At 59.9% G+C, this 14456-nt stretch carries 14 protein-coding genes; 9 read left to right on the top strand and 5 right to left on the bottom strand.

The window, feature by feature from the left end:
- From HV796_RS26725 to HV796_RS26695, 7 genes are all read left to right on the top strand, one after another.
- Positions 1–889: glycoside hydrolase family 19 protein (locus HV796_RS26725; RefSeq protein ID WP_281369833.1), on the top strand; the 889-nt coding region annotated here is incomplete at its 5' end.
- 2 nt (positions 890–891) lie between these two features.
- Positions 892–1428, top strand: coding sequence for a hypothetical protein (locus HV796_RS26720; RefSeq protein WP_175229502.1), 537 nt, complete (start codon positions 892–894; stop codon positions 1426–1428).
- A gap of 262 nt (positions 1429–1690) precedes the next feature.
- Complete coding sequence (locus tag HV796_RS26715; RefSeq protein WP_175229501.1) at positions 1691–1864, top strand: hypothetical protein; 174 nt, start codon at positions 1691–1693, stop codon at positions 1862–1864.
- Positions 1861–2775 (top strand): hypothetical protein, encoded by a 915-nt coding sequence (locus HV796_RS26710; protein WP_175229500.1) that lies wholly within the window; start codon positions 1861–1863, stop codon positions 2773–2775. The genes HV796_RS26715 and HV796_RS26710 overlap by 4 nt, the downstream gene beginning before the upstream one ends.
- On the top strand, positions 2768–3076 hold the full coding sequence (locus HV796_RS26705; RefSeq protein WP_175229499.1) for a hypothetical protein: 309 nt from the start codon (positions 2768–2770) through the stop codon (positions 3074–3076). Before HV796_RS26710 ends, HV796_RS26705 begins: the two co-directional genes overlap by 8 nt.
- A 125-nt stretch (positions 3077–3201) precedes the next feature.
- Positions 3202–3984, top strand: a complete 783-nt coding sequence (locus HV796_RS26700; RefSeq protein ID WP_175229498.1) for an alpha/beta fold hydrolase — start codon at positions 3202–3204, stop codon at positions 3982–3984.
- A 203-nt stretch (positions 3985–4187) separates the two neighbouring features.
- Positions 4188–4535 (top strand): hypothetical protein, encoded by a 348-nt coding sequence (locus HV796_RS26695; RefSeq protein ID WP_175229497.1) that lies wholly within the window; start codon positions 4188–4190, stop codon positions 4533–4535.
- A gap of 160 nt (positions 4536–4695) precedes the next feature.
- Here the strand turns inward: HV796_RS26695 and HV796_RS26690 are convergent, their stop codons facing one another.
- The 3 genes from HV796_RS26690 to HV796_RS26680 all read right to left on the bottom strand — a co-directional run bounded on the left by HV796_RS26690 (position 4696) and on the right by HV796_RS26680 (position 9212).
- A complete protein-coding gene (locus HV796_RS26690; protein ID WP_175229496.1) occupies positions 4696–5970 on the bottom strand; it encodes an ABC transporter substrate-binding protein in 1275 nt (424 codons plus the stop codon).
- A 93-nt stretch (positions 5971–6063) separates the two neighbouring features.
- The gene (locus tag HV796_RS26685; protein WP_175229495.1) at positions 6064–8037 is read right to left on the bottom strand and encodes a beta-galactosidase; all 1974 of its coding nucleotides are present in this window, start codon (positions 8035–8037) and stop codon (positions 6064–6066) included.
- 11 nt (positions 8038–8048) lie between these two features.
- The gene (locus HV796_RS26680) at positions 8049–9212 is read right to left on the bottom strand and encodes an ABC transporter ATP-binding protein (RefSeq protein ID WP_175229494.1); all 1164 of its coding nucleotides are present in this window, start codon (positions 9210–9212) and stop codon (positions 8049–8051) included.
- Between the two features lie 200 nt (positions 9213–9412).
- Here HV796_RS26680 and HV796_RS26675 point away from each other — a divergent pair, with 200 nt between their 5' ends.
- Positions 9413–10468 (top strand): LacI family DNA-binding transcriptional regulator, encoded by a 1056-nt coding sequence (locus tag HV796_RS26675; protein WP_175229493.1) that lies wholly within the window; start codon positions 9413–9415, stop codon positions 10466–10468.
- 194 nt (positions 10469–10662) lie between these two features.
- Entirely contained in the window at positions 10663–11661 is a 999-nt protein-coding gene (locus HV796_RS26670; RefSeq protein ID WP_175229492.1) for an aldo/keto reductase, read from the top strand.
- Between the two features lie 118 nt (positions 11662–11779).
- On the opposite strand, the gene HV796_RS26665 is transcribed toward HV796_RS26670, so the two are convergent.
- A complete protein-coding gene (locus tag HV796_RS26665) occupies positions 11780–12592 on the bottom strand; it encodes an ROK family protein (RefSeq protein ID WP_175229508.1) in 813 nt (270 codons plus the stop codon).
- Positions 12593–12814: 222 nt separating this feature from the next.
- Positions 12815–14425, bottom strand: coding sequence for a glucose-6-phosphate dehydrogenase (zwf, locus tag HV796_RS26660; protein WP_175229491.1), 1611 nt, complete (start codon positions 14423–14425; stop codon positions 12815–12817).
- Positions 14426–14456 lie beyond the last annotated feature (31 nt).

The following is a 14456-nucleotide window of genomic DNA, read 5'->3' as shown; positions in this document are numbered from 1 at the left end:
CAATGCGCGCGTGAACTGGGAGTGTGAGCTCGAGCGGGTCGGCAAGCTGCAGTGGTGGGACCAGGTGAAGGGCAAGGTTGAAGGGTTTCCGGATAGTCCGGTTGTGCATCATATTCATCCGGTTGCGCTGGTGGGGAATTTTCAGTCCACGCCATTCCTATGTCCTCACTGTAGAACCGATCTCACGATTTCGGCAGCTAATCTGATAGAGATATTCCCCCAAATACTCGATGCCGATGCCGCCGGTTACGCCACCGCATTAAATTACATTTTTTCAAAATATAAAATCGATACCTGTAATCGTATTTCGCATTTTCTGGGTCAATGTGCCGTTGAGTGCGCTGGTTTTACGGCGTTTAAAGAGGTTTTAAATTACAGGGAAGGCGATCACTTGTGGAATACGTATTCGGGGCCTCTAAAAAGAGGCCTGAATCGGCTTCATCCAGACTGGACAGCAACGCAGATAGAAAAATATGCAAAAACTAACCTTGTATATAACGACAAGGAATTGGGGATTGTGTTGTTCGGAGATAACGCCTACCCCGGTCGAGATTATCGAGGGCGAGGACTCATACACGTGACATGGCTGGAAAATTATCGCCACTACACGGAATATAGTGGCGTGGATGTAGTGGCGGATCCTGAAAGGCTGGAATACGACCGGCCTGTCGCGGCCGATTCTGCCGGATGGTTCTGGAGTACGCACGTAATCAATCAGCATGCGGATGCAAACAATCCGAAAAAGGTCACTGCAGTGATCAATCCTGCATTGAAAGAGCTTAATAGAAGGCGCGTTGCAAGTCAGCGAGCTTTTACAGTAGTTAACAAAGGGGGCGAGCCATGCAGGTATAACTGGGAAACAACCATTACTTCAGTTAACGGGTGGTGACGATGTTGTTAAAAAAAGCCGTCCTTATAATTTTCGTTTTGCTTTTTTCACCCCTCGTGCGTGCATATAGCGATTTCCCGGAAAGCGTGCGCGCATGGCAAATAAAGGATGGGTGCTACATAAAATTTATGAAGGACGAGTATCCGGCGGAAAGAGGGCTCAGCTATCCGTTATACGACATACTCGTGAAGTGGAACTGTGAGAATGGTGAATTTGCAACAATTGACAGGTACGACGTCGAAGGCGCCAGCCCGGAGATTGTCACGGTTCTCTTCTGGAAAAAGAGAAGCCTTGCCGTCCTTGTGAAATGGTCAATCAATTCCCACGCCGCAGATTTTCAGGGTGATTTTTATAAGGTTTACGTCTACCGGTATGTGCCATCAAAGGCAGGTAACCAATTCAGGAAGGAAGAAAGTATTATGAAAAAATTCGGTGAAGGATGGGACGGTGAATGGGTTGGCAAAAACGCGGTTCGATATGATTTCAAGGATGCCGCTTCCATCAAAAAGAGACTAAACGAGCTTGGCTATCTGAAATAACCTAATACCCGGGAGAAGGAGTGGTGATTTATATGATGCCTCTTTTTGTACCCTTTTGACTTGAAGAATTGAATGTTTAGAGGAATCAACAGTTGAAAAGAAGAATTTTCGCTGCACTTTCTCTGGGATGGACACAAATATAGGGATGTGGACTGGTCCAAATTACATGGAAAACCAACTATGAGGCTTTCTCTAATATTACGGAGCAGACCTTAGCAACGATCCTGATGCGGCCCTTGATTGGAAAAACGCGACTTTAATCATGATCGAAGGTATGTTGAAGGGCGCATTCACTGGGAAAAAACTCGCGGATTATATGTGCGATGGCAAGCTTGATTATAAAAATGCACGGAGGATAATTAACGGACTGGATAAAAATATAATTCTCGAAGAATATGCGGGAAAATTCGAAAAAATTTTAAAGCGATGCACATGAAAGAGCTTTTGTGCGTGCTGCTTATTGCATATGCCTCGTTGGTAGATGCAGGTGTTTATTGTGATGGTCAGAATGTCTCCTGCAATCTGTATATCGACAGCGACGGCGCGCTCCGCGATCGCTTACGCCTAAACAAGGTTGTGGCAAGCTCAGTCGGCCGTGAAGGAGTACTGGCGAATGTATCAGTCATCAAGTATCAAGACAGGTATGTAATTATCCGTGAAAGTTTTACGAATGATCAATCAACACTGGCCGTTCCTCTAGAGTGGAACGGCAACGACTGGCTGTACGGTGCTGCGTATATGTTTGCGCTTTCACTCATCGATTCTTCCAGGGAAATAGGGAAACGATGGTTCGGGGAAAAAATAGAGCTCCCCGTCGCCCGGATTGATAGCGGTATATGGGATCATATTTACGGTGAATTTTCAAAAAACAAATCCTTCTCCGCTCATCTATATCGCTGGCCAGATGTATCCTTAAAGATTTCCAAGATCAATGGAGATCGCCTGCCGGAAACATGTTTTCTGCCTTTACCAGGCAAGGAGGATCGCTTTCCTGTTGAATCAATTGCCTGTCGCCCTATTGGTGAAATTGCTGACGGCGGGAGTTATGAACTTTCGGGCACGATAGGAAAGTACGCAATATCTAGCATGCGCATAGAGAGACAAGGAAGTAAGGTGTCAGGATGTTATCGATATACACGACGCATGGACAATTGTCTAAAAATTCACGGTAAAATTTACGAGAATGAATCTATTTCACTGAGAGAATTCGCCAGTCAAAGTGGCCGTATCTCAGGCTTATTCCAGGGACGCGTAAGTCACGGCCGTCTTTCTGGGCGATGGAACTCGACTGATGATTCGAGGATACTTCAGTTTAATCTGCTATTGCAGGGATTCCCGGATGGCTGACACTTCGCGTTCCTACCGAGCGACAACGAAGTCATCACCGGTGGAAAGCATGACGAGCGGCACAACCAATATTGAAAATGGGCATATGCAGGAGTTTTTGAAATTGAGATTCCTGATTTGCGTAACTTCAGTATTTTTGATTTTCTCTCCGTCATTTCACGCGTTGGCGAAGTCGCCGTTTTCGAGTGTTGACCATGAAAATATTCCAATTGATAGTAAGGAATGCAGCATCGCGTTGAGTTCGCGAGATGGAGTGAGTAAAAAATCTGCAACAACTCTTCAGTTCCTGTTTGGAATCTGAAAAGTCCATCGTCATCTTTCACACCCTCCCCCCTTCCTCCCGCCAAGGTCGGTCATTCGACCGATACCCGCACCTCGCCCCACCTGCAATGCTTACGCCCATCCCAACCCAACAGGAACCCGAACATGAAATCTCTGTGGAAAAAGTGCATCGCATCCGTGCTGCTGATGGGCGGCCTCGTTTCACTGCAAGCCGCTCAAGCCGCCGCACCGCAACAGAACCTGCAAGGCAAGACCGTCGTGCTCGTGCACGGCGCGTTCGCCGACGGCTCCAGCTGGGACAAGGTCATCCCGCTGCTTGAAGCGCGCGGCCTGCACGTGGTCGCTGTACAAAACCCGCTCTCTTCCCTTGCCCAGGATGCAGCAGCCACCAAACGCGTGATCGACGCGCAGAACGGCCCGGTTGTACTGGTCGGTCATTCGTGGGGCGGCGCCGTGATCAGCGAAGCTGGCAATGACGACAAGGTGAAGGCGCTCGTCTACGTCGCCGCGTTCGCACCCGATAACGGCCAATCGATCAACGACATGCTCAAAGGCAAGCCCGCGCCGGTCTGGGCAGCCGAACTGCAGAAGGATTCGGCAGGCTTCCTCACGCTGTCCAACAAGGGCATTTTCGACGACTTCGCACAGGATCTGCCGCCCGCCCAGCGCCGCCTCGTCGCGGCGACGCAAGGCCCGTGGTTTTCAGGCTGCATCGACGACAAGGTCAGCACCGCCGCATGGCACGCGAAGCCGTCGTGGTTCGTCGTCACCGATAAGGACCGGATGATCGATCCGCATCTGCAGGACGCAATGGCCGGCGCGATCGGCGCAAAAGTCACGCACGCGGACGCAAGCCACGTCGTGATGCTGAGCGAGCCGAAAGTGGTCGCCGATACGATCATCGCCGCAGCAAGCAAAGCACAATAAAGCGCCCTGAAGATAGCATCCGGGGCCGCAGCACACGCTGTGGCCCCCACATCCCGCGTGAAGCAATCCACGAATTGCGATCGCCCAACAAAGCTCAAAACTGCGGCACGCGCATTGCGCTCCTTCGTTCCATCGCCAATAGTAGAACGACGTGCGCGCCAATCATCCGTCGTCAATCCGATCCGGCGCGCAATGCCTTTCCTATGAACAAGGAGCCCATCGTGCACAAGTCCACCGCCATGCTGCATATCGCCGCCGCGCTCGCTCTCGCGGGCGCCGCCGGCCTCGCGAATGCGCAAGGGTTGTCCGTCTACGACGACGTCCATGCGCCGCAAAACAGCACGAAGCTGATGCCGAACGCACCGCTTGGCAGCGAGTATCCGACGCACGGCAACCGCCAGGCGGGCGAACTCGATCTGAATCCGACCGACCCGCGCGCGCAACTGGTGAACGGCCTGCCGAACAATGCGGAAGCAGGCGGTTATGGCGCACCGCTCGCAGGCCGACGTGACAACGTGATGCCGCCGCCTTCCGGACAGAAGACGGAATAATCAAAAACCCGTTTCCGCTGCACAATCCCCGCGGACGAAAAAAAGCCCGCTTTGTGAAAAAGCGGGCAACCTTCGCGGTGGAGAAACCGGGTCAATCATCGACAAAGCGGCAGCGCATCAACCCGCGCCGACCGCTTCGCACGTCAAGCGTTTCGTCGCATCACTTCTTGTAGATCCGCTTCCGCGTCTCTTCGAGCTGAGCCAGAATCGCATCGAGCTTGGTCGGATCGGAGATGAACTGCTGCATCCCCTTCATCCCTTCGTCGGCCATTTCCTTCGTCATATCGCGGTCGTAGAACTGCGCGATGCCGCCCTTCGTATTCGCGAGAATCTGGAAGCCGATCTTCGAAATCGGATCTTCCGGCTCCGGCGACTTGCTGTTCGCCGATAGCGAACCGAGTCCCTGCGCCAGCTGCGCGCCGATTTCCGGCGTTTCGACAAACGCGAGGAACGCATGGGCATCAGCCTTGTTCTTCGCGCGCGACGGAATATGCAGCGATTCGACCGGACCGTCTTCGGCGGTCGGCACGTTCGCATCGATAATCGGGAACTGGAAGTAGCCCATCTGCGGCTTCACGTTCGCCGGAAAACCACCCGTGATAAACGTGCCCATCAGCATCATCGCGGCCTTGCCCTGGAAAAGGAACGGCTGCGCGGCGTCGAGATCGTACGACAGCGAGTTGTCGATAAAGTCGTGATCGTCGATCAACTGCTTCCACGTCGTGTAGACCTTCTTCACGCGCGGGTCGGTGTACGGAATCTCGCCGGCCATCAGCTTCTGGTGGAACGCGTTGCCGTTCAGGCGCAGATCGAGATAGTCGAACCAGCCCGCCAGCGTCCACGCATCGCGGCCGCCGACCGCGAACGGCGTGATGCCCGCGGCCTTCAGCTTGCGGCATGCGTCCTTCAGCTGGTCCCACGTCTTCGGCTCGCTGGTGATGCCGACCTTCTGGAACAGGTCCTTGCGATAGAACAATCCCCACGAGTAATAGACCGTCGGCGCCGCATACTGCTTGCCGTCCACCGTCGACGCTTCCTTCGTCGACGCATACGTGCCGTCCCAGCCGTTCTTCTTCCAGTCGCCGCTCAGGTCTTCGAAAAGACCGCGCCGCGCGTAGTACGCCATCCGCTCGCCGTTATGCCAGTTCACGACATCCGGTGCGACCGTGGTCAACCAGCCCGGCAACTGCACCTTGTACGCTTCCTCGTCGACGAACGACGCCTTCACGTCGACATTCGGATGCGCCTTCTTGAACTCGTCGAGGACCTGTTGCCAGACTGCTCGCTGGCTCGCGCCCTTGAACGCGATGTTGATCGTCATCGTGTCGGCGTTCGCTGCCGCCGGAAACGACAACATACCCGACGTCCCCGCCGCTGCCAGCGCGAGTGCCGCGACGATGCGCGTGCCGCGCGCCTTCAGTGCCTTTACGGTCATTCCTGTCTCCTTTGGTTTTGCTTTCTGACGCACTGCTATCTGGTTGATCAATGCAATCGGATCTTCATCGGTTCTGCAAGACGCGGCCGTACTTCAACGCGTCCGGTAAGCGGCCACGCCTTGCGGTTCGACCTCGCGCGAGCCGATCACGAAGTCGGCTGCATCGACACCGTCGATCGCGTGCACGCGCTCGCCGTAGTTGAACACGTAGGTCAACGCGCCGCGGCGGCTCACGCGCAGACTATCGCCCAGCACGCGCGGCGCCAGTCCCGCTTCGGTCGCAATGCGCGCAAATAACTGTTCGGTAAGCCGATCGTCGAATAGCGTCGCAAAGTAATGCGCCGAACCGTGCCGCACATAAGCAGGATGTCCATCCGCGAAACGCGCGCGTACATCGAGCGTCGATCCACTGCCGACGTCGATCAGATCGCGCCAGCGACGGCCGTGCCCTTCAATTGTCGTCGCGTCCACATGCACCCGCTCGGCAATATTCGGCCGCAACGACTCGACGCGCCACACCCGCATCGGCAGCAGCGACGCGAGCGGTCCCGGCGGCAACTGCGCGGGAATCTGCAGATCGCGCGTCTTCGAGCCACTGCGCGGACCGAACACGACGTGCGCACCGCTTGCGGCGACGCGCGCGGCGAAATCGTCGGGCACCACCGGCAGCGGCGGCACGACGACCAGCGCATAACCGTCGAGCGACGCGCTTGCCGGAATCACATCGACGTCGAAGCCCAGCGCGCGCAGCGCCGAGTAGTACTCGAACGCGAAACGCGGATAGTGGAAGTCCGCGCCTTGCGGATGAATCTCGAACAGCCACTTCGCTTCATAGTCGTAGACGAGCGCGACTTTGGCGTGCACCGCCGCGTCGGCATCGGCATGCGCGGCCGCGACCGCGCGGATTTCTTCCGCGACGCGCGCCGCTTCATGCCCGCCGATGTCCAGCCGGTTATCCGGTGTATTGAGCCCCGCGTGCATCTGTTCCTGCGCGAACGGCGCCTGCCGCCATCTGAAGTACGACACGCAGCCCGCGCCGTGCGCGAAGGCTTCCCAGCTCCACAGCCGCACCATGCCGGGCAGCGGCGCCGGATTCCATTGCGCCCAGTTGACCGGCCCCGGCTGCTGCTCCATCACCCAGAACGGCAGCTTCGACATGCCGCGATAGACGTCGTGATTGAACGTCGCGAAATCCGGATGGCCGGTGCGCAGGAATTGCGCCTTCAGTTCCGGTGCGAACCATTGCTGATCGAGCGCGCCGAGCGGATAACTGTCCCATGTCGCAACGTCGAGATCGGCGGCCACCTTGTAGTGATCGAACTCGGTAAAGAGCTGCATGAAGTTGTGCGCCACCGGCCGGCCCGGCGAATGCGCACGAATGATGTCGACCTGCATCCGGTTGTAGCGCGCGACTTCGTCCGACGCGAAGCGCCGGTAATCGAGCCGATGCGACGGATTCGCTTCGGTGACGGTCCCGACCGGTGCATCGATTTCGTCGAAGCTGCGGTACTCCATGCTCCAGAACACGTTGCCCCACGCGCGATTCAGCGCATCGATCGTCGCATAGCGCGCCTTCAGCCATTCACGGAAACGCGCGACGGCAGCCGGTGAATAACTGACCACCGTGTTGTGGCAGCCGTACTCGTTATCGGTCTGCCAGTAGGCCACCGCCGGGTGTTTGCCATAACGCGCGGCAACCGCGGTGCAGATCGTGCGCGACGCTTCGAAATACGACGGCGACGAAAAGTCGTAATGACGGCGCGAGCCGAACCCGCGAGGCTTGCCGTCGGCATCGACCGGCAGGATGTCCGGATGACGGTCGATCAGCCATTTCGGCGGCGTGGCGGTCGGCGTGCACATCACAACCTTCAGACCCGCGTTGCCCAGCACGTCGATCGCACGATCGAGCCAGGCCCAGTCGTATTCGCCGGGCGCCGGTTCGATCCGGCTCCACGCGAATTCGGCGATCCGCACCTGCTCGATGCCAAGCGCTTTCATGCGGCGCGCGTCGTCTTCCCACAGCGACTCCGGCCAGTGTTCGGGGTAGTAGCAAACGCCAAGGCGCATTGGAGGGTTCCTTATACGGGGTGAGCGACCGCGGCGCCGCGCACGGGCACCGCAAAGCCGTCTTCGGTAAACAGATGGCACGCGGCGGGATTCGCGCGAAACGTCACGCGCTCGCCAAGCGCCACTTGCACGCCGCCGGGCACTTTCGCGATCAGCGTGTCGCCGCCGGGTTGATCGAGATGCACATAGCTGTGCTCGCCAAGATGCTCGACGAGCAATACGCCGCGTGTGAGCAGCGCATCGGAGCCGTTGGGTCCAGCGCTGCCGATGTCTGAAAGTTCGAGATGCTCGGGACGTACGCCGAACGTGACCGGCTGCGCGTTTTGCAAGCCGCTGCCATCGGCTTGAACCCGCATGCGCTCGCCACCGTGCGTCAACGCAACCGTCACGCCTTGCGCATCGACCGATGCAACCGTCGCGGGCAGAAAGTTCATCCGCGGCGAGCCGATAAAGCCAGCGACAAAGCGGCTTGCCGGCCGGTGGTACAGCTCGAGCGGCGCGCCGATCTGCGCAATGCTGCCGTGGCGCTCGGTGTCCTTGCCCGCGTGCAGCAGCACGATGCGGTCGGCCAGCGTCATCGCTTCGGTCTGATCGTGCGTCACATAAACGACGCTCGCCTTCGCGAACTGCCGGTGCAGCTTCGCGATTTCGATGCGTGTCTGTCCGCGCAAGGTCGCATCGAGATTCGACAGCGGTTCATCGAACAGAAACACGCCCGGTTCACGCACGATCGCGCGGCCAATCGCGACACGTTGCCGCTGACCGCCGGACAATTCGCGCGGCCGCCGCTCGAGCAGCGCTTCAAGCTGCAGAATGCGCGCCGCTTCGCGAACCTTGCGATCAATCTCGTTCTTCGGCACTTTCGCGATCTTCAGGCCGAACGCCATATTCTCGTAGACGCTCATGTGCGGAAACAGCGCGTAGCTCTGGAACACCATCGCCACCCCACGCTCGGCCGCGGGCACGTCGTTCATCACGTGTCCGCCGATCGACAGGTCGCCGTCGGTCACGTCCTCGAGGCCGGCGATCATCCGCAGCAGCGTCGACTTGCCGCAGCCGGACGGGCCGAGAAACACGCAGAACTCGTTTTCGCCGATCTCGAGATCGACATTGCGAATCACCGGCGCGCCATCGCCGTACGCTTTCTGCACGCCGCGTAACGAAATGCTCGCCATCGTCTCCACTCCATGTTTAAATCAGCAGAGCCGGAGATTAAGCGCTTAAGCAGACAGACATGAAAAACGATCGCAAGCGCGATCGTCGGTCTGAAGCTTCGTCTCCGATCTCATTCTGTTTATGCGGGGAATGGTGCCGTGCGCCGGGCTGCAACGCAAATCCTGAGCACACATCCCACATACTGGCGACGCAATCCACTATGTCCACGTTAAGCGAAGTCGCGGCGCGCGCCGGCGTTACATCGGCGACCGTGTCGAACGTGCTGCGCAATCGCGGCCGGGTCGGCGAGCAGACCCGCCAGCGCGTGCTCGAAGCGGTCGCCGCGCTCGCTTACCGGCCGCATCTGGCGGCACGCGCGCTCGCCGAAGGCCGCGCACCGACCATCGCGCTGATGGTGTCGAGCATCGCCAATCCGTTCTATCCGGAGTTCGCGCTTGCCGTCGAGCGCGCAGCCCGCACGAGCGGGCATTTTGTGATCGTCTGCAATACGAACCAGGACCCGCTCGCCGGCCGCGCGTATCTCGAGCAGATTGCCGGCACGCTATCCGAAGGCGTGCTGGTGATGAACGCGAACCTCGATTTCGCCGATCTTCACCAAACGGAAGCGCGCGGCACACCGGTCGTGTTGTGCATGTGGGAACGGCCGAACGATCCGCCGGGGTTACCTTGCGTCGCAGTCGACTTTCGCCGCGCCGGCGAACTGGCTGCGCAGCATCTGCTGGAACGGGGCCATCGGCGCATCGGCGCGATCGTCGGCAGCAAACGCTCGGGCATTCACGCCGCGCGCTACGAAGGTTTCGTCGATGCGCTGCGCGCGGCGGGCGTCAAGCTGCCGCGCACATGCGTGCGCTATGCGCCGGATACCATCGAAGGCGGTTATGCGGCCGCGCGCGAATTGCTCGACTTGCACCGGGACACCACGGCCATCTTCGCGACCAATGACCTGCCCGCACTGGGATCAATTCACGCGGCGTTCGATCTGGGCCGCAACGTGCCCGACGACCTGTCGGTCATTGGCATTACTGACATTCAGCTTGCACGGCAATCGCGGCCGCCGCTGACCACGGTCGCGGTGCCGACTGTCGAAGCAGCCGAGATGGCGGTATCGCTGTTGCGCGAACTGATCGAGCGGCCGCCCGATACGCGTCACACAGCACGCCATACCGCGCGCGAGCAACCGCGCGTGTGTGTCGCATCGGAACCGCGCCTGATCGTGCGCGGGTCGACCGGCACGCCACGCCGCAAGCGCGGATAAGCGCCGCCCCACCGCCCTCATTCCACCGCTGGCATCCCTGATCCGTCGGCCCATTTTCGTGTCGGATGCTCCGTTGCGCAGCCGCCGACGCGAAGCCGCGATACCCGCTATGCTTCGTGTTTCCGCGTCGCGGTCCCGGCGGCGGGCCCTTCGCACGCGTTTCTTTCCTTACGTCTTCATTGCGGAGAATCGTCATGCAATATTGCAAATTCGGCGGCACAGGTCTGACTGTTTCGCGCCTCTGTCTCGGCACGATGACCTTCGGCCTTCAGACCGAAGAAGCCGTGTCGCGCGCCATTCTCGACAAGGCCGCCGATGCCGGCGTCACGTTTATCGATACCGCCGATGTCTATCCGCTCGGCGCGACCGTCGAGCAGACCGGCCGTACCGAGGAAATCATCGGCCGCTGGCTGAAGGGCAAGCGCGAGCGCTTTATCGTTGCGACCAAGGCGTTCAACAAGGTCGGGCCGTCCGAGTGGGATCAGGGCTCGTCGCGCAAGCATCTGCTCGATGCGATCGACAACTCGCTGCGGCGTCTGAACACCGACTACGTCGATCTCTATCAACTGCATAACGACGACGCTGCGACGCCGCTCGAAGAAACGCTCGAAGCGCTCGATACGATCGTGCGCTCGGGCAAGGCGCGCTATGTCGGCGTCTCGAACTTCCTCGCGTATCGGCTCGCCCGGGCGCTCGGCCGCTCGGACGTGCTGCGCGTCGTGCGTTTCGTGTCGGTGCAGCCGCGCTACAACCTGCTGTTCCGTCAGATCGAGCGTGAGCTGCTGCCGCTCGCCGCTGAGGAAAAACTTGCGGTAATGCCGTACAACCCGCTCGCGGGCGGACTGCTGACCGGCAAGCATCGTCACGATGCGAAGCCGACGGAAGGACGTTTCACGTCCGCGACAGTCGGCAAGGCCGGCGACATGTATCAGGAGCGCTACTGGCACGAGCGCGAGTTTCAGACCATCGACACGCTGCGCGGCATCGTCGACAAGACGGGCGTATCGCTCGCGAAGACGTCGGTTGCGTGGGTGCTCGCGAATCCGGTCGTGACGTCCGCGATTATCGGGGCAAGCCGGCCCGACCAGCTGGACGAGACGCTCGCGGCAGTCGACCTGAAGCTCGACCCCGAACTGAAGGCGCAACTCGACGACGCGACCGTCGAGTATCGTTGGGGCGATGCGGCCCGGTAACACAAGCGCACGCAACTGCGCGAGCCACTGAGGGAATAACCGCGGCTACGGCCGCCCGAAAATGACGCTGGACGGTCAGGATTCGTCCCGGACCGTCCAGCGCCACGCGCGTGTCGCGCTAACCGAACTCGCCGGTGCGCTGGTTCGCATCCGGCAGTTGCCGCGATTCACGCATCGAGCGCGGATGCCAAAGCTTTGCGCCGCCTTCGATACCCGCCGCGTTCGACACGATCGCCACGTTCGCGGGCAAATCGAACTTCAGGTTCACCGCATTGCCGCCGCCGATCCATAGCCGATCGTAGTTCACGAGCTTCGAAAGCACGTCGATGACCTTCTCCACACGCTTGTTCCAGCGCTTGTCGCCGGCCTGGTCACGCGCGTGAGCGCCGATGTACTCGTCATACGTGCGGGTTTTGCTGACCGGGTGATGCGCGAGTTCGAGATGCGGCATCAGTTCGCCGTCGCGAAAGAGCGCGGTGCCCGCTCCGGTGCCGAGCGTCAGCACGAACTCGAGACCGTGCCCCTCGATTGCCGCGAACCCCTGCATCTCCGCATCGTTGATCATGCGCACCGGCAGATTGCCGACGCGCCTCGCCAGCATCGACGCGAGCGGTACGCCATGCCAGCCCTCGTCGCCGATATTCGGCGCGGTCAGCACGCAATTCTCGCGCACGACGCCCGGAAAGCCGATCGACATCCGCGTCGGATGATGTTGCGTGAGCAACGGATTGACGAGCGTCGCCAGCGTATCGACCATCTGCTCCGGCGTGCACGGGTGCGGCGTCGCGACACGCACGCGTTCGCCTAGCATCTTGCCGTGGCCGTCGATCACCGCGGCCTTCAGACCGGTGCCGCCGATATCGATCGCAAGAATGCGTTCGCTGGATGCCCGCCCGGGCGCAATATGAGGCGCAACCGCGGCCTTCGGCATCTTCACCGCTGCGGCCTTTTTGACAGCGACCTTTTTCACAGCGGCCTTTTTCACAGCGGCCTTTACCGCAGCCTTCTTCGGCGCGGTTTTTTTCGTTGCAGCGGATTTCACCGCGCCACGTGCGACGGCTTTCTTCGCGCTTGCCTTCTTGCTTGCCACAGTTGTTTTTCGTGTCGGCATAGTCGTCATCCCTTTTTGCAGTGGTTTTGTGTACTCAACCTGTTAGGGCCGCTTCGGCTCGTCGTCGAGCGGGCGCCACGCATGCCCCGCGCGCGCGAGCAGCGCGTCGGCCTCGGCCGGTCCGCTGCCGCCGGCCGCATAGCCATACACCGGCAGCGCGCCGCCCGCAGTCGGATGCAGCACCGCATCCACCGCCGCCCAGCTGCCTTCGATACTGTCCGCACGCTGGAACAACGTCTCGTCGCCGAGCATGCAGTCATACAGCAGCGTCTCGTAACCGACGTTCGCCTGTTCCTTGAAAAAATCGTTGTAATCGAACGTCGAGCGCACCTTGCCCATTCTCATCGTCGGCCCCGGCACCTTCACGTTGAAATCGAAACGCGTGCCGTGCGCGGGATCGATGCGCAGCGTCAGTACGTTCGGTACGAGCGCATCGACCGGCAGATCGCGGAACATCAGGAACGGCACGCGCTTCAATTGCACCGCGATTTCGGTGCGGCGCGTCGCAAGCCGCTTGCCGGTACGTAAGTAAAACGGCACGCCGGCCCAGCGCCAGTTGTCGAGATAGACCCGCGCCGCCGCGTAAGTCTCGGTCTTGCTGTCGGGCGCGACGTTCGGCTCCGCGCGATACGCGACACCCGCGGGCCCCTGTTCGTACTGCCCGAACACGACGTCATCGGCGCGCAGCGGCTGGATCGCTTCGAATACTTCCGCTTTCTTGTCGCGCACCGTTTCCGCATCGAATGAATTCGGCGGCTCCATCGCGACCATCGCGAGCAGTTGAAACAGGTGGTTGGGCAGCATGTCGCGAAACGCGCCGGTGTGCTCGTAGAACGCGCCGCGCCCTTCGACACCGAGCGTTTCAGAAGCGGTGATCTGCACGCTGTCGATATACTCGCGCCGCCACACTGGCTCGAACAGCGCATTCGCGAACCGCACCGCGAGAATGCTCTGCACGGTCTCCTTGCCGAGAAAATGATCGATCCGGTAAATCTGCTGCTCGCTCGCGTAGTTCAGAATGTGCGCGTTCAGATCGCGCGCGGAAGCGAGATCGCTGCCGAACGGCTTCTCGATCACCACGCGTCGGAAACCGCCCGCGCTGCTCTCGTCGAGCAGGCCCGCTTTGCCGAGCTGTTCGACCACCGGCTTGAAGAAGCGCTCGCCGACCGCCAGGTAGAAAATCGCATTGCCGCCGCTGCCGTTCTTGCTCATCGCCTGCTTGACGCGCTCGAACGTCTCGGGGGTCGCGAAATCGCCGGCCACATAGTGCAGCCGCTGCGCGAGCCAGTTCCACGATGCTTCGTCGGCTTTGCCCGCACTCGAGCGTTCCGCCGCGAACTGCTGCAGCGACGTGTGCAGGTCGTCGCGCCATTGGTCGGTGGCGCGCTCGCCGCGATTCACGCCGATCACCTGCATCCCGTCATCGAGCAGACCGTCGACCACGAGGTTGTACAGCGCGGGGATCAGAAGACGCTTGGTCAGATCGCCGCCCGCGCCGAAAATCACCAGCGTGCACGGCGGCGCGGCGCACTCGCCCGCAGGTCCGCAAGGACCGTCGCCGCGGGCCACCGCGGCGGGCGGCGCCGCGGGCACTTTCGCGCCGACGGCAGCGGACGGGTTCTGTTCGACGGGAGCGTTCGTATCGGACGGCATGGCATTCCCTCGCAGATGAAGATCAATCAAT

Origin of the sequence: Paraburkholderia humisilvae (genome assembly GCF_902859855.1) — a bacterium.
Classification (GTDB): Bacteria; Pseudomonadota; Gammaproteobacteria; order Burkholderiales; family Burkholderiaceae; genus Paraburkholderia; species Paraburkholderia humisilvae.
The sequence above is the reverse complement of the archived record's forward strand: the minus strand, read 5'-3'. Positions and strand labels throughout refer to the sequence as shown.

What these genes read in the sequence shown, in the direction of transcription:
- HV796_RS26695 (WP_175229497.1), top strand. Translation starts at nt 4,188, where the DNA reads ATGAACAAGGAGCCCATCGTGCACAAGTCCACCGCCATGCTGCATATC.
- HV796_RS26700 (WP_175229498.1), top strand. Translation starts at nt 3,202, where the DNA reads ATGAAATCTCTGTGGAAAAAGTGCATCGCATCCGTGCTGCTGATGGGC.
- HV796_RS26715 (WP_175229501.1), top strand. Translation starts at nt 1,691, where the DNA reads ATGATCGAAGGTATGTTGAAGGGCGCATTCACTGGGAAAAAACTCGCG.
- HV796_RS26670 (WP_175229492.1), top strand. Translation starts at nt 10,663, where the DNA reads ATGCAATATTGCAAATTCGGCGGCACAGGTCTGACTGTTTCGCGCCTC.
- HV796_RS26675 (WP_175229493.1), top strand. Translation starts at nt 9,413, where the DNA reads ATGTCCACGTTAAGCGAAGTCGCGGCGCGCGCCGGCGTTACATCGGCG.
- HV796_RS26680 (WP_175229494.1), bottom strand. Translation starts at nt 9,212, where the DNA reads ATGGCGAGCATTTCGTTACGCGGCGTGCAGAAAGCGTACGGCGATGGC.
- HV796_RS26720 (WP_175229502.1), top strand. Translation starts at nt 892, where the DNA reads ATGTTGTTAAAAAAAGCCGTCCTTATAATTTTCGTTTTGCTTTTTTCA.
- HV796_RS26665 (WP_175229508.1), bottom strand. Translation starts at nt 12,592, where the DNA reads ATGCCGAAGGCCGCGGTTGCGCCTCATATTGCGCCCGGGCGGGCATCC.
- zwf (WP_175229491.1), bottom strand. Translation starts at nt 14,425, where the DNA reads ATGCCGTCCGATACGAACGCTCCCGTCGAACAGAACCCGTCCGCTGCC.
- HV796_RS26690 (WP_175229496.1), bottom strand. Translation starts at nt 5,970, where the DNA reads ATGACCGTAAAGGCACTGAAGGCGCGCGGCACGCGCATCGTCGCGGCA.
- HV796_RS26685 (WP_175229495.1), bottom strand. Translation starts at nt 8,037, where the DNA reads ATGCGCCTTGGCGTTTGCTACTACCCCGAACACTGGCCGGAGTCGCTG.
- HV796_RS26705 (WP_175229499.1), top strand. Translation starts at nt 2,768, where the DNA reads ATGGCTGACACTTCGCGTTCCTACCGAGCGACAACGAAGTCATCACCG.
- HV796_RS26710 (WP_175229500.1), top strand. Translation starts at nt 1,861, where the DNA reads ATGAAAGAGCTTTTGTGCGTGCTGCTTATTGCATATGCCTCGTTGGTA.